Raw genomic sequence first — 21,887 nt, 5'->3', positions numbered from 1 at the left:
ATGGCGATCGACATTCGCAAGGAGATGGGCTCCGCGGGCACCGTGGAGCAGCGCATCGTCTACGAGTCCGGCAATGAAATGGCCGCTTACGCCGCACACCAGATCAACTATCACATCATGGGGTATTTTCCGATTTCGCCGTCCACCGAGGTCGCTCAGTTCCTGGATTTGATGAAAGCGAACGGGCAGCACGACATCGTGCTCATCCCGGCCGACGGGGAGCACGGCTCGGCGGGCGTCTGTTACGGCGCGTCGACGGCGGGGGGCCGCGTATTCAACGCGACCAGCGCCAACGGCTATCTGTACATGCTCGAGCAAATGCCGGTCCAATCCGGAACCCGGTTCCCGATGGTCATGAACCTCGTGTGCCGTTCCGTATCCGGTCCGCTCGACATTCACGGCGACCACTCCGACCTGTACTTCGCGCTGAATACCGGGTGGCCGATTCTGCTCTGCCGCGATCCTCAAGCCGTCTACGACATGAACATCATGGCGCTGAAGCTGGCGGAGGATCCCGAGGTCCGGCTGCCGGTGCTGGTCGCGTCCGACGGCTATTTCACCAGCCATCAGAAGCGCCGCGTCCATACGTTCGCGAAGCGTGAGGACGTGCTGAAATTCGTGGGCGAACGTCCGCCGGAAGGCTTCGTCCACGTGCTGGACCGGAACAATCCCGTGACCGTCGGCCCTTACATGAACGAGCCCGACTACATCAACAACTGCTACCAGCAGTCGATGGCCATGTATAAGGCGGAAGCCGTCTTCGACCGGATCCGCAAGGAATACGCCGCGTTGACGGGCCGCGATTATCCGATTCTGGACCTGTACCGGATGGAAGACGCGGAAGTCGCAGTCTTCCTGCTGAACTCGTCCGCCGAAATTATCAAGGACGTCGTCGACCAGCTGCGGGAGAAGGGCGTGAAGGCCGGCTCGATTTCGCCGAACATCATCCGCCCTTTCCCGGCGAAGGCGATCGCCGACGCGCTGCGGGGCGTCAAGGCGGTTACCGTAGGCGACCGAGCGGATTCATACGGCGGCCACGGCGGGAACATGGTCGTGGAAGTGAAAGCGGCGCTGCAAACGTTTCGGAACCATGACACGTTGGTGATCAGTCGCATCTATGGGCTAGGCGGCAAAGACTTCTATGCCGAAGACGGATTTCAGCTGTTCGAATTCGCGATCGAAGCGGCGGAGAAAGGGGTCGTGGAGAAGCCGTTCGACTACCATGGCCATACGCCCGGCGATCCGGCCAAAGCGCCGAAACGCGTGCTCGAGCCGATGAAGTTCGAAGACCTCAAAACCGGGCTGATCACGGTGACCCCGGACGAGGAGACCGGAAAGTTGAACGTGCGCGTGCCCCCGCTGCGTTCGCTCACGAAGAAGCCCAAGCGGATCGCGCCAGGGCACGGGGCTTGTCCGGGATGCGGCATTTTCTCCGGACTGGAGCTGTTTTTCAAAGGCATTGAAGGCGACATCGTCGCGCTGTTCCAAACCGGCTGCGCCATGGTCGTCACGACGGGGTATCCGTATTCCGCGCACAAGGCGACGTATATCCATAACCTGTTCCAGAACGGGGCGGCCACGCTGTCCGGTGTCGTGGAGATGTTCCATGAGCGCAAACGCCGGGGCGAGTTGGACCATCTCGGGCTCAAGGATGATTTCACGTTCGTGATGATCACCGGCGACGGCGGCATGGACATCGGTATGGGACCCGCGATCGGCGCCGCGCTGCGCAACCATCGGATGATCGTTTTGGAGTACGATAACGAAGGGTACATGAATACCGGCGCTCAACTGTCGTATTCCACGCCGATCGGCCACCGGACGTCCACCTCCAACGTGGGCAAGGCGCAGGGCGGCAAAGTGTTCCACCATAAAGACACTGCGCAAATCATGGCCGCAACGAACATTCCGTATGTGTTCACGGGCAGCGAAGCCAACCCGCAGGATTTGGTCCGCAAAGCGGCGAAGGCGCAATGGTACGCCCAGAACGTCGGGATGGTATACGGCAAAATCCTGATCACGTGCCCGCTCAACTGGCTGTCCGACGATAAAGACGGCGCTACGATCATCGATAACGCGGTCAACTCGTGCTTCTTCCCGTTATACGAGGTGGAGAGAGGCGTCACGACGATCACCTACAATCCGGAAGAGAAGGGCAAACGGGTTCCCGTGTCGGATTGGCTGAAGATGATGGGCAAGACGAAACACCTGTCCAAACCGGAGTACGCCGAAACGCTTCGCGAATTCGAAGCCGAGATCGAGCGACGGTGGAACATGCTGAAAGCGAAACACGATAACCCATATCTCTAAGATTGGATGGCAGCCATGCCTTATGCGATCATGGATAAACAAACCGGGCAGCTGCTGGCGTGCCCGCAGGTGAACGGCTATCAGTTGCCTTATTTCGGCGTCGTATTGCGGGATGCGGCTCCAAGCGACGCCGAACTTCGGGAGGAGCTCCGGCGTGCCGGTGAGAGCGGCGCGCCGGAGGCGTGGATACCGGTCGAGCTGACTGAGCATGAGGCGAAAATGGCCAATGTCAAGCTGCGCAACGATACTCGGCGCAAGGTGTACTTGCGGGATGGCCGACTGGTTTCCACCGTCCCCGAACAATCCGGATAACGAAGAACCCCCGGTGTGTCAACACTCGGGGGTTCGTATTTGTTCGGTAAGCTTGGGCAATTGCCAGGTCCGAAGACCGATCTCAGAGGTCCGGGAACAGCGTCGCTTCTTTCAGGCCGGTTTTCACGTGGACATGCGTCACTTTCTGCAATCTCAAAAACTCGTTCGGCTTCAGGTCCTTCTGGAAATAGGCGAAAAGATAGGCCGCATCCAGGAAAGCGAGTCCGGGGTAACAGGCAACCTGCTGCGGCATGTACGGATTGTCGATCAGCACTTGCCACTCTCCGGAGCGATCGGATGCCGAGATTTCAGCCAACGTTTCGTTTTTCGCGTCGTATATCGCCTGGAATTCTTCCCATAGCATCTCCCAAGAGGGACTGAATCGTCCGGGCTTCGGGAAGTCGGAACGGACTCGTCCGATGAGTGACCCGATTTCTTCCATTTCCGAGTCAGAGTACGTTTTCAAAGACTCGCGGAAATCTTCCGTGAAGGCGAAGAATGCATAGTAGCCTCTTGCTTCCATGGCGGCGCGGAATACTTCCCTTTGCCCGGCGGAATGCAGTCGGCGGTAGGCCCCAAAGCTCAAATCCGGCATTGGACGGTACCTTCCTTTCGGCAGTCGGGAGGTAGGAAAACGGAAACTTTCTCCGTTTATTATATCGCATTCGCTCGCTTCACGTCCGCCATTTTATGTTATAATGGGAACCAATGCATAAGCGATCGCTTCAAGAGCTTGGGAAGGGAATGACGAAGAATGAGCCGGCGTTTTGTCATTGAGGCGGTTATGATCGCCATCTATGGGCAACTGCTTCTGCCGAAACGTTCAGTGGAATATAGGATTCCATATTCTACGGTAATGGAGCTATACGACCTTAAGGAAAGCGAGGAACCGATCATGCAGGATCCGGAGGACGAACGCCACGTTCGGGACAAAATCGGGGAAATGATCGCGTTCTTCGAGGATCCGTTCAATAAGAAGAAGCTGGAGCGCGCGCTCGTCGCGCCGTGGAAAGAAAGCCCGCCGATGCCGATCAACGAGCATGTTACGTTCGTTGTCGTGAACGCCGTTGAAAACATGCAGTACGGCGAAACGTTCGACCCGATCGAGACGGAGATTATTTTGGCTTCGCTGCGCCTGCAGTGCCCGGTCCTTACCGATCATGTGGAGTTTCAGGACAAAGTGGTGCAAGGCGCCGTGCCGATCCAGCTGTACGATATCGACGATTTCGAGTTCGCCGTGGAAGAAGGCGTGGATACGCCTGACGGTTACTCGCAATAGCCAAGCTGCCGAGCACTCGGCAGCTTTGTCTTTCCTAAGGAGGGATCCGCATGTTCCGATCGTTCGCGAAGCGTGTGGCAGGTTGGTTTCGGGCGGAAAACGGTCACAGGGAAATGCTCGAAAACGCCTCCTTGCTGCAGGAGAATGGTGATATCGGGAAGGCCCTGGAAACGTTGAATCGGATGATCGAGGGCGGAGCCGATGCGGGAGGCTACGAGCGGAGAGCCCGCCTCCTTCATCAACTCGGACGGGACGACGAAGCGCTTGCCGATTTGGACGAAGCGATCCGTCTGGATCCCGAGCCGTTTATGTACTGGTATTCAAGAGCCATACTCCGGAATGAGCGCGGGGAATACGAGGCGGCGGCCGAAGATTTCCGGGAAGCGCTGCGGAGAAAGGACGATGCCCGGTCTTCCACCTACTTCGAGCTTGGTAACGTCTATTTGCGGTTGGAACGGTTCGAGGACGCGGAAACGTGCTTTCGTTTATCCTGCGAGGCGCCGGATCAGGTCATCCCTCATTTTTTCTACAGGCGAGCCCAAGCGCTGGAAGCGTTGAACCGCGCGGAGGAGGCTTTGCCGATTCTGATGGAGGCCATCCGCTTGAACGACTTGTGGAAGACGGCGGCCGACAAAGGCGCATCTGAGATTCGGCGCCGAACCCGCTATTCCTCGGAAGCGGTCAAAAGCATTCTGCACATCACGGAAGAGGAGTTCGGATTTCGGCTGTACCTCTCAAAGCTGTATGAACGGCTTGGCAATCACCAGGACGCGATCGAGGCGGTAGAGGAGGCGCTTCCGGATTACCCGGATGCTGCCGAGTTGCAGTTGCGGAGAGGAACCGCTTTGCGGAACCTGGGAAGATTGGCGGAGTCGGAAAATTTGCTGAAGGACATCCAAAACCGCAATCCTTCATGGTTGCCCGTTTCTTTGGAGCTGTGTGCGACGCTGCGTCAACAGGAGAAGTTTGCGGAAGCGGTCGCGGTCCTTCGGGAGACCAAGGCTCGTTTTCCGGATAACATGGTGGTCCGATATTGGCTCGCCGACGTGCTCCGCGAAGCCGAACGGGGAGAGGAAGCGATCGCGGAAAACCGCATCCTGACCGAACTGGAGCCGAACGATCCGCTGAACTGGAAGCAGCAAGGCGAGCTCGCGATCGATGCCGACCGGTTTGAAGAGGCCGATTACGCATATACCCGGGCTTTGCAGCTGGACGACAAAGCCGACTATTACATGAGGCGCAGTTTCGCGCGTTATATGGACGACAGGTACGAAGACGCGCTGCTGGATATTCAATCCGCGATGGAACGCGACATCGGCTTGCAGCATGACAGCAAAACGGCGTATGCGTTGGCTGAGCTGTTCGTGGGCATGGAGAACTGGGAATTGGCCGAGATGGAATATTCCCGCGCGATCGCAACCGATCCGGAGAATCCCCAGATTTACGATCGTAGAGCGCGTTGCCGGGCGGCCGCGGAGAAATGGACGGACGCCGTCGACGACTGCAACCGGGGACTCGCGCTCGACGGCTCCAACGCCAAGCTGCTGTGGTTGCGGGGTTACCTGCATTTCAAGATGGACGAATACGACTCGGCATTGCGCGATACGCTTACGTACGCCAAGCTTCGTCCGGAAGATCCGAAAGGCCATTATAATCTAGGTCTTGTCTATAAAAAACTGTACCGTTACGACGAGGCGATCGGCTCGTTTACGAAAGCGATGGAGCTGAATCCGTTCGAGCCGCAAACCTATCTGGAAAGGGCTTCGATTTGGTACCATCATGCCTTCGACCGGATCCGGGCCGCAGACGATCTTGCGCAGTGGATGATTTATACCGGCAGCGCGGAAGGAGAGGACGCGCAAGACAAATTGTCTCTGCTCGCAGAACTCCCGGGCTTTGACGACGAATTGAGGGAACGGGCCATGGAGCAATTTCGCACCGTCATCGATTCCAGCCGGTATTTGTCTTGAAGGCGAGGCAGCTTCGTTTGTTGAGGGGCCGATTCCTATGGTAAAATGAGGCGAACTTATGCCTAAAGGAGGATGTCTCATGCTGGTTACGACAACGCCGAATGTGGAAGGGTATCGCATCACGCAGTACATGGGAATCGTGAACGGCGAAACGATCATGGGCGCGAACATTTTCCGGGACTTCCTCGCCTCGATCACGGATGTGGTAGGAGGACGCTCCGGCACTTACGAGAGTAAATTGAAAGAGGCGCGGGACATCGCCATTTCCGAAATGGTGTCGCAGGCTCAGCGCCTTGGCGGCAATGCGATCGTGGGTGTGGACGTCGACTACGAGGTTGTCCGCGAAGGCATGCTGATGGTGGCGGTGAGCGGAACGGCCGTGACAGTAGAGCCGTAAGGAGGTCCGGGCGTGAAGTATCGCATATTGGGCAGAACGGGACTCCGGGTCTCCGTCGTTGGCGTGGGCACCTGGCAGTTCGGCGGGGAATGGGGCCGAGAATATTCGCCGAAGGAAGCGGACGAGATCCTCGGACGTGCCAAGGAGCTCGGCATCAATCTGATCGATACGGCCGAATGTTACGGGGATCATCTGTCGGAATCGCTGATCGGGCAATCCATTTCGGGCAGCCGCGGAGATTGGATCGTGGCGACGAAGTTCGGCCACCATTTTCACGGACCGTTCGAACGGACGGACGGCTACGATCCGCAAGACGTCGTGAAACAGCTGGAATCGTCGCTCAAGGCGTTGAGAACGGATTATATCGATCTTTATCAATTCCATTCGGGACCGGATTCTGCGTTCGACCAAGACGCGCTTTGGGATACGCTGAACCGTCAGGTCGAGGCGGGCAAAATCCGCCACCTCGGCATTTCGATCGGTTCCAATCAGAACATCCATCAGACATCGAACGCGACGAGAGTCGGCGCTGATGCCATTCAAGTCGTGTATAACCGGTTGGACCGCAACCCGGAAGCAGAGGTTTTCCGCTCCTGCATCGAACAGAACTTGGGCGTTCTCGCGCGGGTACCCCTGGCCAGCGGTTTTCTGAGCGGCAAATACCGTCCGGGCACCACTTTCGAACCGAGCGACGTCCGATCGCGCAGAAATCCCGAGGACGTGGAACATCAAATCCGCGAAGCCGAGCGGATCGCCCGGGAAGAAGTGCCGGCGGGCACGAACATGGCGGCTTGGGCGCTCGCTTGGTGCCTGCGTCATCCGGCCGTCACCACGGTCATCCCCGGGTGCAAAGACGTCGCGCAAGTCGAAGCTAATGCCGCTGCCGTCGAATTGGTTGAACCCGGCCATCCTCAAGACGCTTGAAGATGAGCATTTTGGGATCTCCTTGTTCCAAGAAGCGGCCGAAGCACGATCCACACTACAACGCGGGTTATATCCAGAACGTCGCAGCTTTGGTTTGCGGCGTTTTTATTTTTTACCCTGCGGCAGACATTGTTAGATCACCATTGTTGTCTGAGCAGAATGGTGTCACAAAGCAATGTTCATTTCTCTTTTTGCAAAACTATGCCATTATCCCTTTGGTTCAGAAAGAAATGAGGAATGATAGGAAGTGTTCGGTTTATTGGGTTCCGAAGACAGGGTAAGCGCAAACTATAGTCGGTAAGAAGAAACTGTTATAAAAGAAATTAACTAAATTAATACCAAATAAAGGATTTGCTGTGCCTTTGGTTCAGGAAAAAGGGAAAGCGAGAAAAAGCATGTGGCAAGTCACAATGAGATAAGTCGTTACGTGTTCCATAGGCTGAGGTGTCTGCCTCTCCATTTGGCTTTGCCGCCCCAGACGACCCATGGGACCGGGAGAACCGGTTTGCTGCGGATTATCTCTTTATACATAATTTTCTTCGTGATGGCACACCAATGAATAAGGCGATTGAAAACAGCTATACCACGGAGCTTCAAATTAGTGCGAAACCCGTACTCATCGAGGTAAGCTTGCAAATGTTTGGCGCCGATTCCCTGGAACGTATCGTTCAACCAAGAAAATATCCTTCGCGCCATCTGTCTCAAAGGGGCAAACATATTTGAGGCACGGCCAATTACGGTTACGGCTTTCCGATCCAGATGTTCATTTTCGAATGAACGGATTCCTTCCTCACGAATAAACCTGCTATCGTTTTGTACATGGTCAGGATGGGGTTGTTTGATCTTTACATGCCGGAGTTTACTGCTTGCATCGATAGAACCGCCGATCAGCAACGGTTGCCGGGCATCGCCGTAATGGTGATAGCCGTAATCGACGCGCTCCACCCTAACATGTCCCTTAAGAAGTTCGTCCGCATCGGCTTTCCGCATGGAGTTCCGGATTTTGTGCGCGATCAGCCACGCGGTTTTGTAGGTGACATGAATAATTTCCGCCAGGCGGGTCGCGCTGATCCCTTCTGGTTGGGAGAGCAAATAAATCGCCTGAAACCATTGGGGCAAAGGCGTGCGGCTGCCTTCCATAACGGTACCGGAAATAACGGAGGTTTGGTGACGGCAGGCCTGACATTGATACAGAGGCAGTCTCCTTGAGCGGATGAGGTAATAATGAGGGTATGAGCAGGAGGGACATCGAAAACCGTCCGGCCATCTGGCTTGGAAAAGTGCCTCCGCGCATGCTTGGTCGGAATCGAACTGTTGGCAGAATGCTTCGAATGGTAGTCCATCCCTCATGCATACACCCCCTCAAATAGGAACGTTTGTTCTTATTTTATTATACCAAACATACGTTCCGATATCAACAGTTGCTTGATAAATGCTACTTGAAGTAATGGGAAAAAGGATTCAGACGGAGCGTGATCGTTTTTTGTCTGTTTCTGAACGAAGGGGATAATGGCATATTTTTAGAGGAGCGAGAAGCGCCCCGGGTTATCTGAGCCAATGGGATAATGGTATAGTTGATGGAAAAGAGAGAAGACACATTGGTTGGAAAGAAGATATTTGGGATGGAACGGAGAGTTGAAGATGAACGACAAGATGATACCTGTGTATGTATTGACCGGTTTTTTGGGGAGCGGAAAGACGACCTTGCTGAGAAGATTAATCGACGACGCGCGGGAAAGGGGATGGAAGCCTGCCGTTTTGATGAACGAGGTAGGGGATGTTAATCTGGACGGAATGCTGGTGGATGCGGAGGTTCCGATGGCCGAGATGCTTGGCGGATGTATTTGCTGCACGATTCGGGGCGATCTTGGACTTGAATTGATGCAATTGGCGGAGGAGTACGCCCCGGATTTGATCTGGATCGAGTCGACCGGCGTGGCGGAGCCGATGGAGATCATCGATGCGGTGACGGATGCTTCCCTGTATGGGAAGCTTGAGCTAAAAGGAGTGGTCACGGTCGTAGACGCACGCCATCTGCTGGACAGGATGCGGATCGGAACCGGGAAAACCTATCGTCTCATGCGCGATCAGATCCGGGCCGCCACGGTTGTGCTGCTGAACAAGACGGATTTGGTGGCGGGGGCTGAACGGTTGGAACTGGAAGAACGGATGGCGGATTGGAACGCAGGTGCGGTCTTGGTTCCGACCGTCCATTCGGAGGTCGATCCGGATCGGATCTATGGGAGCCGCGTTGTTCGTAAGAGTGATAAGGCGCTAGATCGGCACGCTGACGGTCACGCACATGGTGACAAGCAAGACTACGAGCAAGTTAACGAGTACGGCCATGATCGCGACCAAGAACACAGTCATGAGAATGATCATAAACAAGACCACGAACACGATTACGAACAAGGCCATGAGCACGGACACGAACGTGGTCACGAACTCGTAGGACATGAGCATGCGCACGGGCACGAATATCATCACGGCCATAGCCATGTGAACGTTCTTACGCATTATCTCGATGGACCCCTCGACAGCCGCGCGTTCGAGTCGTTCATCCAGAGGTTGCCGGAAGGGGTTTACCGGGCGAAAGGCATCGTATCGTTCCGGGATACGGCGAACCGCTATCTGTTTCAATACGCGTACCGACAAAGCGATTTCCTGCCGATCCGGCCGCAGAAGCCGGTTTACGATGTGCTTGTTTTCATCGGGGAGGATTATGACAAATCCGCGATCGAATCCGAATTGACACGGCTCGTAGATGACTCCGCTTCACCAATAGGGAAGGAAACATCTGAGTAGAGAAGGAGTTCGCTTCCCTTAGTCGCGCTTCATTCCATGCTCGGGCAATTGCGGAGGCATCAAGGGAGAGTATCCGTCATTCCATGCTCGGGCAATTGCGGAGGCATCAAGGGAGAGTATCCGTCATTCCATGCTCGAGCTACTTAGGAGGCGTCAAGGGAGAGTATCCGTCATTCCATGCTCGAGCTACTTAGGAGGCGTCAAGGGAGAGTATCCGTCCTTCCGCTCGAAACACCTTGCATATCGGACAAGCAACTGGGCATAGGGTGTGGCGAGGGGAGTGTGGTCGGTCATGGATGATATCCGTACGGATGGCGCACTGTACGAACACAGGTTTTGGCTTCAAATCTTGGGGGACCATGCCAGGTTCATATTGGACGCCTTGTCTCCGAAGGAAACGGCGGATATCCAGAAGGCGCAATATTTTATCTCAACGTTCGACCGGCTGTTGGGACAGGCCCGATCGGCGACGGCATCAGCAGATTTAATGGCATTAAACAAAGAAGCCCTGAATCAAACGATGGCGTTGCGGTCTTTCAAGCTCGACCTATTGGCCCGATTGTTGTACGGTCGAGTGAACATCATGTTTACTCCGACGTTTCTCAATCACATGGTGAACGAGTTGGACGAGTACGTTCGGATCCTGCAAGCCCTTCAGGCCGGACAGCCTGTTCCCCATTTCGATCCTCTGCACCACGATTTGCTATGGCTGCCGGACGCGGCTGGCCATGCGGGGGCAATCGCGTCGGATTTGGACGCGGTGGAGAAGCGATTGATCAAGCAAAGCCGCGAGTATATGAAGCACTTTGAAGCTTTATACCTGAAAGCGATAGAAATGTCGGGTTATATCAGAACGAACCGGCGAGATTTCCCCGCCTTCCGGAAATTCCATTCGGACATCGACTTGGAAATGCGGCTGTTCGTCCGGTTTCTGTCCGAATTGGAGGAGATGGAGTTGTCGGCGGAGGTGCTCGACCGGATTTCTCCGCTGTTGCCCGATCACATGATGAGGGAAGAGTGGTACTACTTATCGAAGCTGGCTAACAGCGGCCTTGTTCCGGCTCCTAACGGCGATCCGACGAAACCGCGGGTGGAACGGTAATGGGGAGTGGCGTGTTCCGGCTCCAATCGGCGATCCTGCGAAACCTTGTGCGGAACAAGTAATGAGGGGTCAGACGTTACGACCGACATCAGCATCAATAAGCTTGATGCTTGCGGTATAATTTGAACATGCCTACTTCCTCGATCCGGACTTCTACCTGAATCCCCGCAAGCCTCTCCGGCAACGCTTCTTGACGTCCTTCATCCGTCAGGTCCTTCCACGCGCGAAATCGCCTCCGGTAGAGCTGATGCTCCAGTCGAAACAAATCGGCTTTCCGAGCATGACCGGTCCGGAACGCGGATTCGATTTCTTGACGAACCGCTTCTTTGGTTTTCTGTTCCAATTGCATCTTCGTCACCGGTTTCCACAGTTCGTTGATTCTCCCTTTCAACCGAAGCTCGAACGTATATTCCGGCTTGCCGTTCTTGACCGCGATCCGGATTTTCGGGGAAGGGTTGTGGAACACGACGGTGGCTAAGGGGTGGCCTTGCTCTTTAAGAACGAGACGGGTTTCCGCGTTCCGGCTCTCGATCCAGCGGAGCCCAGTCGTTTCCCATTCCGAAAACCACCCTTTGTATGCATTGCTCCTTAAGACGAAATATCCGTCAATTGTCAGCTTCGGATCCGCTTTGCGGTTCCGGCTCCATGTCGATGTCTCAATGTTAATGGAGGGAAGTAGCAGCGTAGTTCCCGGATCCCTGAGCTCGCGGAAGAATCGTTGGTTGCGAATGGACGGGATGTGAGATCTCTGACGATAATTACGCTCGGGTGCAAACAAAATAGAATTAAGCGGCGACAAGTTGAAGAATGGCTCGGTCGTGAAAATGTCGGGGATCGCGGACTTTGTTCCGTAAATCCAAGGCGTATACCGGATTTCCCGGCTGCGATTCAGGGCGTCGAACAGCTGCAGCAGTTTATCGTGTTTCAGCACGTTTTCCGACAATAAAACGACGCCGACATGTCCCCAGAAGACGAGCTGCTGAGACGATTGATACAATTCGTCCACCGCTTCCGCGACGGAAACCCCGCTCGCATGACCGATCCAGATGGAACCGGGCTTGTCCGTTTTGCCTCCTTCGGATTTGGCCAGGTTGGAGAAATCCAATTGCTGAACGAATAATTCATATTTTCCGTTCTTGTAGTCGATTCCGATTCCCGTGAAATAGTTCACGTCCTGTATCGATTTGATATCCCAGCATCCCATCTGGAGAATGAGTGACGCGATCAGGAGGAAGAGAATCCAGCGGCGCGCGGTCATATCAGGAATTCTCCTTCTGGCGATCCGGATCGAGGGGCGAATAGAATGCAGCCCTTCTTCGGTACTTTTTCCATGGAACGGATAATAAGGCGAATAGGACGTCCCGATAGCTGAGCGGGGTAATCGGCGCCATGAAGGGGACGCCGAACGAAGTGAGCGAAGACAAATACACGACGATCATAAACAAGCTGATAAAAAAGCCGAACATGCCGAACAAGCAGCTCATCGCCAGCACGAAGAATCGAATAACCGTCACGGATCCGGTCAGCGATTGGTTGACCAGCGTGAAGGAAGCGACCGCAGTTACCGCGGAAATGACCAACGTCGTAGGTCCTGTCAAGCCGGCGGATATCGCGGCGTCTCCGACAATGAGCCCGCCGACGACGGCCACGGTTTGTCCGACGGCTTTCGGCAGACGCATGCCCGCTTCGCGGAACAGTTCGAACATGCCGAGCATGAGAAACAGATCGATCGGTCCGGACAGCGGCAAACCGAGCCTGGACACGACGACCGTTGCAAGCAACGGAAACGGGATTTGATCCAGGCTGAAGGAAGAGATCCCCACCCAGAACCCCGGCAAAAAAACGGCGACAATGAATCCGAGCAATCGGAGCAGCCGCTCCATGCTGACGAAATAGTAGGGGAGATGCAGGTCCTCGGGCGATTTGAGCATCGTCGTCAGCGTGGTTGGACCGAGCAGCACCATGGGAGAGCCGTCCACGACGACGACGAACCGGCCGTTCAGCAAGCTGTCCGCGGCATAATCGGGGCGGCCGATGGAATCCATTAACGGAAAGAGAGAGGAAGAGGAATCGGATATCCCTTCCTCCACCTGTTGGCTCGCGAGCACACCGTCCGCATGTATGCCCTGAATGCGGATTCGCGCTTCCTCGACATATTGCGGATTGGTCACGTCAGTGACGTAGAGCAGGGCGATTTTCGTCTGGCTGCGCGAGCCCGTATAAAAATATTCGACCGCCAAGGTCGGCGTTTTCAACCGCTTGCGGATCAAAGCCACATTCACGTCGACTTCTTCCGTAAACCCGTCCCGCGGGCCTTTGATCGAGATTTCCGTGCTCGATTCCTCCGGCGTGCGCTGCGGCGGCTTACTCATGGGGATGACGAACAGGGTCCGCGGCTTATCGAAGCAAAGGGCCAATTGTCCGGAGAAGACGTTTCGCACGAGCTGATCGCCGGCATCCGGGTCCTGGATTCGTTTCATATTCCTGTCTTCGAGCGAAATAGCCGGTTCTTCCGAAGAATCGCGCTTCAAAAGCCCGTTCGACTGCTGATAGAGGAACTCGTTCAGCATGGCGGAATCGATCATACCAGTGCAATAGACCAGCAGAGGATTCAAGCGGCCTGGATCCGAATCGGAATACATGCGGGCAACGACGACGTCAGAGGCGTGTCGGAACAGGTTCCTGATCGTCCCCTCGTCGAGCTCTTCCAGCCGGAGTTCGGCATACGGTTGCGAGGTGTCCGCCTGTTTATCCTTCGGCATGGCTGTGCTCCCTCCGTTTCGCAAGCATAATGGCCAGCAACAGACAAGGATAGACGAAGAAGAAGGCCAGTGTGACCGGAAAATAATAATTTTTCAGAATTCGCATCAATTCGGGATCGCCGATTCCGGAATAGGTGACGAAGAGGAACAAAAACAGGCAAAACAAGGCCATCCACCAACCGCGGTTTTTGCGTTCGGTCAACTGAAGCACGTCGAAAAACAGATACAACGCAAACGCGATCCGGATCAACGATCCGGCCAGCCACTGGTAGATCGACAGAAAATCGAGATGGTTGATGAATTTCCCGATCATGACCATCCGCCATTGGTCGAAGGCCGGATAACGCTGATCCGCCGCTTCGAACGGTCCGAAAATCGCGATCGAACCCATCGTCGGACCCAGGACAAGCCCCGTCAAAATCACGATGACCGCCAGCAGCAGGGAATAGCGAACCGGTCGTTTCAAGTGCTGTTGGATAAACATGATCAAGACGAGCTCGATCGAACCGCCCATCGAATAGACGACTCCCTTGAGAACGGGATCGGCGCCATGGCTGAACACGGGATACAAGTAGGAGTAATCTTTAAACTGCAAATTGGCCGAAGCGACGAAGACGCCGAAAACGACGACCGCCGGAAGCAATAATCCTGCTGCGATCGCAATCGTTCTGAGTCCTTGGAGGGCCGCGAAATAGCCGGATATCAGAAGCAACGCCAAGATGACGGGGGGAGGCGTATTCGGCAAATAGGTATCGTGCGTCCAACTGCTCGTATCGCGCAGGGTCATGATCAAGATGGCGATCAAATATAACGCGACAGGCGCTGTCACGATCGCCGCCGTCAGCTTGCCGCAGCGGTTTCGAAACCAGTCGAACACCGATTGCCGGCCGGATATTTTCATCAGCCCATGCAATACGGCCGCCCAGAGCGCAAGCGGGGGTATGGACAGCAGACCCGACACCCAGGCATCCCTTTCGGCAACTTGAAGCAGGATGGGGATCACGATCACGTGGTTGGTTATGCCGACGGCAAGCAGGAACAGGAACGCGGCTTGGATGCCGCTGAGTTTGACAGGCTGCATAAGTTCTCCGGATTTCCATTTTTAGCCTTAGTATGAATTTGTGGAGGCCGCGTTATTCCGTTGCGTGCATTCCGGGATTCCGTTATGCTGGGGGAAGCGCCAAAGTGAGAGTGAAGGGCAGGGGAAGAGAAATGGGGATGAACTGCCGTCATGTACGGACTTCGGAAGAGTTGGAACAAGCTTTCGACGTCCGGAAAACCGTCTTCGTGGAAGAGCAACAGGTGCCGCTCGATTTGGAATTGGACGAATACGACGCAACCGTAAATGCTTGCAGGCATTATATCGCGGAGTCGGACGGAAAAACGGTCGGTGCGGCCCGCTTTCGGGAGTACGAGCCGGGCACGGCGAAGCTGCAGCGCATCGCGGTATTGAAGCCGTGGCGGGGCAGCGGCGTCGGTAAGCTCCTCGTCGAAACGATGGAGCGAGACGCTGCCGCGCTCGGATACCGCAAATCCGTGTTGGACGCGCAATGCGCAGCGGAGGCGTTCTACCGCAAGCTGGGTTACGCGACGGAATCGGCGGAGCCGTTCCTGGACGCGGGGATTCCGCACGTCCGGATGAGCAAAGCGCTCGCGGACTGAGCGGACTAAGCGCACGGGATCAGATAAAGGCCGGCATCGCCGCAGCGGACAAAGGACAGGCCTCCAGGGCCTGTCCTTTGTCTTATCAGGCTGTCCGTTCCATCGCTTACCGTTCGCTCGCGTCCGGCAAGTATAATCGGAACGCGCTGCCTTTGCCCGCTTCGCTCGAGACGGAGATGGAGCCGCCATGGAGCTCGATGATGGACCGGCTGATGGACAAGCCGAGTCCGGTGCCGCCGTGTTCGCGGGCGCGGGCTTCGTCCACCCGGTAAAACCGGTCGAATAGCTTGGGAAGATGCTCGGCCGGAATCCCGGCGCCGTTGTCCGTCACGACCAGCGTGATGCCTCCTTTTACGGCATCGGTGACGATGCGGATCTTGCCCCGGAGAGGATCCGTATGTTGAACCGCGTTATGGAACAAGTTCAGGATCACCTGTTTGATTTTGTCCGCGTCCAGAGGGACGAGAGGCAGCGGCCGAAGGTCAAGCGCGACTTCCCGCTCCAGCGCCAGCAAGCGCAGCTGCGGTTCCATTTCCTTCACGACCGCATTCAAATTGGCAGCGGACGAATGCAGCTCGGGCTTGCGGTCCAGCTTGGCCAGCAGCAGCAGATCCTGTACCAGCTTGCTCATCCGCTTGGATTCGCCGTACATGCTTCTTAGCGATTGCTCCAGCTGCTCCGGATGCTGGGCGGCTCCCCGTAGCAGCACCTCCAGGAACCCGTGGATCGAGGTCAGCGGGGTTCGCAGCTCGTGCGAGGCGTCCGCAACGAACCTGCGCATCCGCTCCTTGCCTTCCTGCTCCGACCGGAAGGATTGTCCCAGCCGTTCCAGCATGAGGTTGAACGAGGACGCGAGCCGGTCGATCTCGGCTTGGCCTTGCCGGACGGGCAAGCGCTCATCCAGGCTGCCTGCGTCGATGCGTTCCATCGTACCGGCAACCCTCGACAGAGGGACCAGCGTGCGCCGGATGACGGGAAGGAACAGCGCCCAGCCGAGCAGGAGCGCAATGAGGGAAATAACGGAATAAAGCGCCAGCTGCCGGTACACTTCCGCTTTGAGCGGAGACGTGTCCGTGCTGATCTGCACGATCCCTCTCGTGCCGCCGAACGATCTAACCGGCTGCATCACGACGAGCTGCTCGACGCCTTTCTCGTTATTCGCGATCCGGTAAGGAGCGCGGCGGCCGGGACCTCTCGGGTCCGATTCGATTTCACGCAGCAAATCTTCGTTCAGCCGAGGGGAACCGGCATTCGGCGCCAGTTCCGTGATGTTGCCGTTTGAATCGCGGTACACGATCGACGATGCAGGGAAAAAGAAGAGAGGCGGTTCCCGCCCGCGTCGCATGCCTTCGGATAACCGCTGCCACAAGTCGCCCGGGGTGGATTGGACGAGCCTGCGGATGGAATCGGCCTTGTTCCGGTAGAGGAATCGCTCCATATATAAATATTGAAAGAAGCCGACTCCGACCAGGATAGCCGTCAGCAGGAGAAGCGACCGGACCAGCAGCTGAGAGCGGAGGGAGCCGGCGGGTCGAATTCGGTGCCATTTCGCGAGCATCGGGAAACGAAACTTCGTCATGCCAGATCCATCCGGTAACCGGCCCCTCGGATCGTGCGGATCGTCTGGTGCTCCCGGTCGCCGATTTTCTCTCGCAAGGCGCGGACGTACACTTCCACGATGTTCTCCTCGCCGCCGAAATCATACCCCCATACCCGATCCAAAATGGCGCTTTTGCTGAGCACCGATCCGTTTTCCAGCACCAGGAGTTTGAGCAGGCCGTACTCGGTGGGAGACAGATCGAGAGGTTCGTCGCGCAGCCGGATCTCTTTGCGCTTGTCGTCGATGCAGAACGGACCCGCGTGGATTTCCTCGAGCAAATTGGGAAACTGGTTGCGAAGACGCGCATGGATTCTGGCGAGCAGCTCCTCGAAGCTGAACGGCTTGGGCATGTAATCGTCCGCCCCGATCGTCAGCCCCCGCACCCGATCCTCCGGCTCCTCCTTCGCCGTCAACATGATCACGGCCACCGGCTGCTGCCGTTTCATCCTCCGGCACACCTCGTACCCGTCTAGCTCCGGCATCATGACGTCCAGGATAACGATATGGGGAGAGAAGGTACGGAACAGCTCCAGTCCTTCCGCGCCGTTCCTCGCGCAGCCGACCTGGTATCCTTCGTTCACCAGTCCCATCTCGAGAAACTGCAAAATGTTCGGTTCGTCGTCGACGAGCAGAACCTTGATTCCTTTGGTTTGCGTCATGGCAGCTTCCTCCGTCCGGATAATAGGCATCGATGCCTCTATTGTATTGGATAGGGCTTAAGTCTGGCTGAGGAATAGCTGAAAAATAGCTGAAAATCCCGTTCAGCAAACATTCAGCGGGCGCTCATCTTGAACTAAGGTTCACCTCTCATAATGACCGTTGAACATGCCGCTTAAGGAGGAGCCCATTCAGATGAGATGGAACAAGTGGTGGACGATCGGATCGGTATTGGTCATCCTGGCCGGCGCTTACGGGGGTTACCGCTGGTGGTCGGGCAGCCAGCAGAAGCCGCTGCAAGCCGCTTTGCCGACGACCCAGGTCCGGAAAGGAAACCTGGAGGTGAACATCAGCGGAACGGGCAACATCGAGACGGCCTACCGGGAAACGCTGACCTCGTCGTCCTCGGGCAAGATCGCTTCCGTGAAAGTCAAAGAAGGGGATCTCGTCAAAAAAGGGCAAGTGTTGGCCACGTTCGGGCAAAACAGCGAGAGCACGTCCGTCGAAAGCCAGATTCGCGGCAAGCAGATCGACCTTAAAAAGAAACGTCTCGATCTGGAAAGCATGCAAACTCAGTATAAGGAGGCGGCTGACGACGATCAGCGCGCCCAGCTCTCGATCAACATCCAGAAACAGCAGCTCGACATCGAGACCGAGGAATCGGACATTCAGTCGCTGCGGGACGAAGAGAACGACAGCGTACTGGAGCCGATCACGGCGCCGATCGACGGCACCCTCGCGACGTTCAACATCAAGGTTGGGGAAACGGTCGGAGGACAAGGCGGCAGCGGATCTTCTTCGCTGGGGGAAGTCGTCGATTATAAGCATCTGCAAATGGTGGTCGGGGTGGACGAGCTGGACATCTCCAAGGTGAAGTTAAACCAGCAAGCGACAGTGCTGGTCGAGGCGCTGCCGGACCAGACTTTTACCGGTAAAGTGACTGCGATCGCTCAAGAAGGAACGACAAGCAACGGGGTGTCGACGTTCGACGTCACCGTGACGCTGGATGACATCGCCGGACTTAAGGCGGGCATGTCCGCCGAAGCCCGCATTCTGGTGGAGCAGAAGACGGACGCGCTGTACTTGCCCATCGAAGCCGTACAGTCGTTCGGGGGGCGATATTTCGTCCTGCTGCCGGATGCTTCCGGCACCGCGGCTGCCGGAAGCCGAGGGGGAGCGAGAGCAGCCGAGAGCAGCGGTCAACCCGGAACGGGTCAAGCCGGCAGCGGACAATTCGGCAGAGGCCGGGGGGGAAGCGCCCAATCCGGACAATACGGCAGCGCCCGGAGCGGAAGCGCCCAATCCGGTCAATACGGAAACGGGAATCGGCAATATCGGCAGTTCGCGGGCCTGTCGCAAAGCGGCGTGAAGCGGGTCGAAGTTCAGGTCGGGATCCATAACGAGGACAACATCGAGATCTTATCCGGCCTCAAAGAGGGAGAAGCGGTCGTGGTGCCGACGATGACGACCAGCAGCAGCACCCAGAACCGCAACGGGGCGATCGGCATTCCTGGAGTGGGCTTCCTCGGCGCCGGCGGCGGCTTCCAGGGAGGCGGCAGATTCCAGGGCGGAAACGGCGGCACGCGCAACTTCGGAGGCGGAGGGACACAGGGAGGCGGATCGTGAGGATGATGAATATGGCACATCCGCTGATCCGGATCGAGCAGTTGTCCAAGCTGTACAAAATGGGCGGGGAAACGGTCCATGCGCTGAACGAGGTGTCCTTGACCGTCGGGCATGGGGATTTCGTGGCCATCATCGGGCCCTCCGGCTCGGGCAAATCCACGCTCATGAACGTCGTCGGCTGCCTCGATTCCGCGACTTCCGGCAGCTACTGGCTGGATGGGGAGGAAGTCAGCCGGCTGAGGGAGAATAAGCTCGCGGAAATCCGCAACCGCAAAATCGGCTTCATTTTCCAAGGCTTCAACCTGCTCGCCAAACTTACGGCTTACGAGAACGTGGAGTTGCCGCTTATTTACCGAGGCGTGCCGCTTAAGAAACGCAGGGAACAGGCGATCGAGGCGCTCCGCAAGGTCGGCCTGGAGGAGCGGATGAACCACCGCCCCGTGGAGCTTTCGGGCGGCCAGCAGCAGCGCGTGGCGATCGCCAGGGCGCTGGCCGGCAATCCCCCGATGCTGCTCGCGGACGAACCCACGGGCGCGCTCGACACGAAGACGGGCAAGGAAGTGATGGGCCTGATCCGGGAGCTCAACGGACTCGGCCATACGATTGTCCTGATCACGCACGACCTTGACATTTCCCGCCAGGCCAAACGCGTCGTCCGCATCCAGGACGGCAGGCTGAGCGAGGAAGAGGTGCTGCCGGCATGAATTTTGCGCAGGGAATCAAGATGGCGTTCAAGAGCATTCTGTCCAACAAGCTTCGTTCACTGCTCACGATGCTCGGCATCATCATCGGCGTCACCGCCGTCATCGCCCTCGTCGCGCTCGGCCAAGGCGCCACGAAATCCGTTACCGAGCAGGTGCAAAGCCTGGGCACGAACCTGCTGACGGTCAACATTCTCGGCCGGGGGACGACAAATACGTTGTCCTTGAAGGAAGCGGACGAATTGGGCAACATCAGCGGCATCCAGTATTTGGCGCCGGCCAGCACGACGAACGCGTCGGTCAAGAGCGGCACGGAAAGCGTGAACGTGAGCGTCGTCGGCACGAACGCGGAATACGCGGACGTTCGGGAGTATCAGGTGGCGACCGGCCGCTTCCTGTCGCAGATCGACCTGGATTTCTACCAGAAGGTGGCGGTCATCGGGTCGCAAACGGCATCCGACCTGTTCAGCGGAGGCAACCCGATCGGGCAGTACGTGCAAATCAACGGCTCCCGCTTCAAGGTCGTCGGCGTGCTCGCTTCCAAGGGGAGCACCACGAACGGCTCGAGCGACGAAGTCGTCATGATCCCGCAGAGCTCGGCGGAACGTCTGTTCAAATCGAAAGGCGTGCGAACGATATACGTCCAGGTGGAGACGGCCGATCAGATCGACGCGGTCGCCGCCCGGCTGGAAACGGCACTAAGCAAGAAGTTCCGCGGCAACACGGACAGCTACCGGGTCTTCAACCAGAGCGACGTACTCTCCACGCTGAGCACGGTCACGGGAACGTTGTCGCTCGCACTGGGCGGCATCGCCGGTATTTCCCTTCTCGTAGGGGGGATCGGCATCATGAACATCATGCTGGTGTCGGTTACGGAGCGGACGAGAGAAATCGGAATCCGCAAAGCGATCGGGGCGAAGAAACGGGATATCCTCACGCAATTCCTGATCGAATCCATGGCGCTCAGCGGACTGGGCGGCTTGCTCGGGATCGGCATCGGCATCGGAGCTGCGAAGCTGGCGGCGTCCCTATTAAAGATGCAAGTGGAATTTTCGGCGAACATCATCGTGGTCGCGTTCGTGTTTTCCGTGCTGATCGGCGTCATCTTCGGCATGTTCCCGGCCAACAAGGCGGCCACGCTGAAGCCGATCGAAGCGCTGCGCTTCGAATAATTCCCGGAGGAAAGGGTGTGCCGCAGGTGAGCGTGACTTCCTTCTACGAATCGTTGGTGGAGCCTCACCTGGACGATTTGCGGAGATACTGCTTCTTCCTGACGAAATCCAAATGGGACGGGGAAGACCTGTGCCAAGAGGCGATTCTCAAGTCCATGGTTTATTTCCGGAACAAGGAGCCCCATCCGGACGTGAAGCCGTTCCTGATCCGGGTGGCCCGGAATTTGTGGATCGACGGCTGCCGGGCCCTGAAGAGGCAGAGGAGGCTGAACCCGAAGAGCCTCCCGGCTTCTTGCCATGACTCCGATTACGCGGAGGTCAGAAGCTTGATCGAATGGATCGGCGAACGCCTGCCCGGCCGCAACATCGAAATGCTCCTGCTGTCCGATTATTTCGGCTATACGATGCAGGAGATCGCCGAGACGACGGGATCGACGGTCCCGGCCGTCAAATCGGTGCTGTTCCGCACGCGCAGCCTGCTCCGGGAGATCAGCATCGATTCGGTGCGGAAAACGGAAGGAGCGAAAGTCATTCTTTTCGATGTCGAACGTTGGTCCAAAGCGATTATGAGGGACCTCCCGCCTTGTCTCTGACTGTGATATACTCTT

Annotated in this window: 20 protein-coding genes; 13 read left to right on the top strand and 7 right to left on the bottom strand. The window is 56.7% G+C overall.

What is annotated here, in order from left to right:
- Positions 1–2,310 carry a thiamine pyrophosphate-dependent enzyme gene (locus GE107_RS19045; RefSeq protein ID WP_219641581.1) on the top strand — a complete coding sequence of 770 codons (2,310 nt, stop codon included), beginning with the start codon at positions 1–3 and terminating at the stop codon, positions 2,308–2,310.
- A 15-nt stretch (positions 2,311–2,325) separates the two neighbouring features.
- Positions 2,326–2,622 carry a hypothetical protein gene (locus GE107_RS19040; protein ID WP_219641580.1) on the top strand — a complete coding sequence of 99 codons (297 nt, stop codon included), beginning with the start codon at positions 2,326–2,328 and terminating at the stop codon, positions 2,620–2,622.
- Positions 2,623–2,704: 82 nt separating this feature from the next.
- Here GE107_RS19040 and GE107_RS19035 read toward each other — a convergent pair whose 3' ends face one another.
- Entirely contained in the window at positions 2,705–3,217 is a 513-nt protein-coding gene (locus tag GE107_RS19035) for a hypothetical protein (protein ID WP_219641579.1), read from the bottom strand.
- A 159-nt stretch (positions 3,218–3,376) separates the two neighbouring features.
- On the opposite strand from GE107_RS19035, the gene GE107_RS19030 reads away from it, so the two are divergent.
- The 4 genes from GE107_RS19030 (at position 3,377) to GE107_RS19015 (ending at position 7,192) form a co-directional block, all read left to right on the top strand.
- Positions 3,377–3,901 carry an ADP-heptose synthase gene (locus GE107_RS19030; RefSeq protein WP_219641578.1) on the top strand — a complete coding sequence of 175 codons (525 nt, stop codon included), beginning with the start codon at positions 3,377–3,379 and terminating at the stop codon, positions 3,899–3,901.
- A 50-nt stretch (positions 3,902–3,951) separates the two neighbouring features.
- On the top strand, positions 3,952–5,871 hold the full coding sequence (locus GE107_RS19025) for a tetratricopeptide repeat protein (RefSeq protein ID WP_219641577.1): 1,920 nt from the start codon (positions 3,952–3,954) through the stop codon (positions 5,869–5,871).
- 79 nt (positions 5,872–5,950) lie between these two features.
- Positions 5,951–6,268 carry a YbjQ family protein gene (locus GE107_RS19020; protein WP_219641576.1) on the top strand — a complete coding sequence of 106 codons (318 nt, stop codon included), beginning with the start codon at positions 5,951–5,953 and terminating at the stop codon, positions 6,266–6,268.
- A gap of 12 nt (positions 6,269–6,280) precedes the next feature.
- Positions 6,281–7,192: an aldo/keto reductase gene (locus GE107_RS19015; protein ID WP_219641575.1), complete on the top strand. Its 912-nt coding sequence runs from the start codon at positions 6,281–6,283 to the stop codon at positions 7,190–7,192.
- 423 nt (positions 7,193–7,615) lie between these two features.
- Here GE107_RS19015 and GE107_RS19010 read toward each other — a convergent pair whose 3' ends face one another.
- On the bottom strand, positions 7,616–8,542 hold the full coding sequence (locus tag GE107_RS19010; RefSeq protein WP_219641574.1) for a transposase: 927 nt from the start codon (positions 8,540–8,542) through the stop codon (positions 7,616–7,618).
- Between the two features lie 291 nt (positions 8,543–8,833).
- On the opposite strand from GE107_RS19010, the gene GE107_RS19005 reads away from it, so the two are divergent.
- Positions 8,834–9,997, top strand: a complete 1,164-nt coding sequence (locus tag GE107_RS19005; protein ID WP_219641573.1) for a CobW family GTP-binding protein — start codon at positions 8,834–8,836, stop codon at positions 9,995–9,997.
- Positions 9,998–10,289: 292 nt separating this feature from the next.
- Positions 10,290–11,099, top strand: coding sequence for a DUF2935 domain-containing protein (locus GE107_RS19000; protein ID WP_219641572.1), 810 nt, complete (start codon positions 10,290–10,292; stop codon positions 11,097–11,099).
- 94 nt (positions 11,100–11,193) lie between these two features.
- On the opposite strand, the gene GE107_RS18995 is transcribed toward GE107_RS19000, so the two are convergent.
- Genes GE107_RS18995 through GE107_RS18985 form a run of 3 tightly spaced genes read right to left on the bottom strand, consistent with a single transcriptional unit; the run spans position 11,194 to position 14,942 of the window.
- Positions 11,194–12,357, bottom strand: a complete 1,164-nt coding sequence (locus tag GE107_RS18995) for a Ger(x)C family spore germination protein (RefSeq protein ID WP_219641571.1) — start codon at positions 12,355–12,357, stop codon at positions 11,194–11,196.
- 1 nt (position 12,358) lies between these two features.
- A complete protein-coding gene (locus tag GE107_RS18990) occupies positions 12,359–13,861 on the bottom strand; it encodes a spore germination protein (protein WP_255570644.1) in 1,503 nt (500 codons plus the stop codon).
- Positions 13,848–14,942, bottom strand: coding sequence for a GerAB/ArcD/ProY family transporter (locus GE107_RS18985; protein WP_219641570.1), 1,095 nt, complete (start codon positions 14,940–14,942; stop codon positions 13,848–13,850). The genes GE107_RS18990 and GE107_RS18985 overlap by 14 nt, the downstream gene beginning before the upstream one ends.
- Positions 14,943–15,073: 131 nt before the next feature.
- Here GE107_RS18985 and GE107_RS18980 point away from each other — a divergent pair, with 131 nt between their 5' ends.
- Positions 15,074–15,523 (top strand): GNAT family N-acetyltransferase, encoded by a 450-nt coding sequence (locus GE107_RS18980; protein WP_219641569.1) that lies wholly within the window; start codon positions 15,074–15,076, stop codon positions 15,521–15,523.
- A 106-nt stretch (positions 15,524–15,629) separates the two neighbouring features.
- On the opposite strand, the gene GE107_RS18975 is transcribed toward GE107_RS18980, so the two are convergent.
- Both GE107_RS18975 and GE107_RS18970 read right to left on the bottom strand, forming a co-directional pair.
- Positions 15,630–17,102: a sensor histidine kinase gene (locus tag GE107_RS18975; protein WP_255570643.1), complete on the bottom strand. Its 1,473-nt coding sequence runs from the start codon at positions 17,100–17,102 to the stop codon at positions 15,630–15,632.
- The gene (locus GE107_RS18970; RefSeq protein ID WP_219641568.1) at positions 17,099–17,782 is read right to left on the bottom strand and encodes a response regulator transcription factor; all 684 of its coding nucleotides are present in this window, start codon (positions 17,780–17,782) and stop codon (positions 17,099–17,101) included. Before GE107_RS18970 ends, GE107_RS18975 begins: the two co-directional genes overlap by 4 nt.
- A 193-nt stretch (positions 17,783–17,975) precedes the next feature.
- On the opposite strand from GE107_RS18970, the gene GE107_RS18965 reads away from it, so the two are divergent.
- The 4 genes from GE107_RS18965 to GE107_RS18950 are packed head-to-tail and all read left to right on the top strand — an operon-like array spanning position 17,976 to position 21,872.
- Entirely contained in the window at positions 17,976–19,406 is a 1,431-nt protein-coding gene (locus tag GE107_RS18965; RefSeq protein WP_219641567.1) for an efflux RND transporter periplasmic adaptor subunit, read from the top strand.
- Between the two features lie 2 nt (positions 19,407–19,408).
- Positions 19,409–20,110 (top strand): ABC transporter ATP-binding protein, encoded by a 702-nt coding sequence (locus GE107_RS18960; RefSeq protein ID WP_370636456.1) that lies wholly within the window; start codon positions 19,409–19,411, stop codon positions 20,108–20,110.
- The gene (locus tag GE107_RS18955) at positions 20,107–21,279 is read left to right on the top strand and encodes an ABC transporter permease (protein WP_219641566.1); all 1,173 of its coding nucleotides are present in this window, start codon (positions 20,107–20,109) and stop codon (positions 21,277–21,279) included. Before GE107_RS18960 ends, GE107_RS18955 begins: the two co-directional genes overlap by 4 nt.
- Before the next feature lie 17 nt (positions 21,280–21,296).
- Entirely contained in the window at positions 21,297–21,872 is a 576-nt protein-coding gene (locus tag GE107_RS18950) for an RNA polymerase sigma factor (protein WP_219641565.1), read from the top strand.
- Positions 21,873–21,887: the final 15 nt, after the last annotated feature.

This window comes from Cohnella sp. CFH 77786, assembly GCF_019400745.1.
GTDB lineage: Bacteria > Bacillota > Bacilli > Paenibacillales > Paenibacillaceae > Cohnella.
Note: the sequence above shows the minus strand (reverse complement) of the source record. Positions and strands in the feature narration are given on the sequence as shown.

Coding starts and splice junctions, on each gene's coding strand:
- GE107_RS19045 (WP_219641581.1), top strand. CDS start 1: ATGGCGATCGACATTCGCAAGGAGATGGGCTCCGCGGGCACCGTGGAG.
- GE107_RS19040 (WP_219641580.1), top strand. CDS start 2,326: ATGCCTTATGCGATCATGGATAAACAAACCGGGCAGCTGCTGGCGTGC.
- GE107_RS19035 (WP_219641579.1), bottom strand. CDS start 3,217: ATGCCGGATTTGAGCTTTGGGGCCTACCGCCGACTGCATTCCGCCGGG.
- GE107_RS19030 (WP_219641578.1), top strand. CDS start 3,377: ATGAGCCGGCGTTTTGTCATTGAGGCGGTTATGATCGCCATCTATGGG.
- GE107_RS19025 (WP_219641577.1), top strand. CDS start 3,952: ATGTTCCGATCGTTCGCGAAGCGTGTGGCAGGTTGGTTTCGGGCGGAA.
- GE107_RS19020 (WP_219641576.1), top strand. CDS start 5,951: ATGCTGGTTACGACAACGCCGAATGTGGAAGGGTATCGCATCACGCAG.
- GE107_RS19010 (WP_219641574.1), bottom strand. CDS start 8,542: ATGAGGGATGGACTACCATTCGAAGCATTCTGCCAACAGTTCGATTCC.
- GE107_RS19005 (WP_219641573.1), top strand. CDS start 8,834: ATGAACGACAAGATGATACCTGTGTATGTATTGACCGGTTTTTTGGGG.
- GE107_RS19000 (WP_219641572.1), top strand. CDS start 10,290: ATGGATGATATCCGTACGGATGGCGCACTGTACGAACACAGGTTTTGG.
- GE107_RS18995 (WP_219641571.1), bottom strand. CDS start 12,357: ATGACCGCGCGCCGCTGGATTCTCTTCCTCCTGATCGCGTCACTCATT.
- GE107_RS18990 (WP_255570644.1), bottom strand. CDS start 13,861: ATGCCGAAGGATAAACAGGCGGACACCTCGCAACCGTATGCCGAACTC.
- GE107_RS18985 (WP_219641570.1), bottom strand. CDS start 14,942: ATGCAGCCTGTCAAACTCAGCGGCATCCAAGCCGCGTTCCTGTTCCTG.
- GE107_RS18980 (WP_219641569.1), top strand. CDS start 15,074: ATGGGGATGAACTGCCGTCATGTACGGACTTCGGAAGAGTTGGAACAA.
- GE107_RS18975 (WP_255570643.1), bottom strand. CDS start 17,102: ATGACGAAGTTTCGTTTCCCGATGCTCGCGAAATGGCACCGAATTCGA.
- GE107_RS18970 (WP_219641568.1), bottom strand. CDS start 17,782: ATGACGCAAACCAAAGGAATCAAGGTTCTGCTCGTCGACGACGAACCG.
- GE107_RS18965 (WP_219641567.1), top strand. CDS start 17,976: ATGAGATGGAACAAGTGGTGGACGATCGGATCGGTATTGGTCATCCTG.
- GE107_RS18960 (WP_370636456.1), top strand. CDS start 19,409: ATGATGAATATGGCACATCCGCTGATCCGGATCGAGCAGTTGTCCAAG.
- GE107_RS18955 (WP_219641566.1), top strand. CDS start 20,107: ATGAATTTTGCGCAGGGAATCAAGATGGCGTTCAAGAGCATTCTGTCC.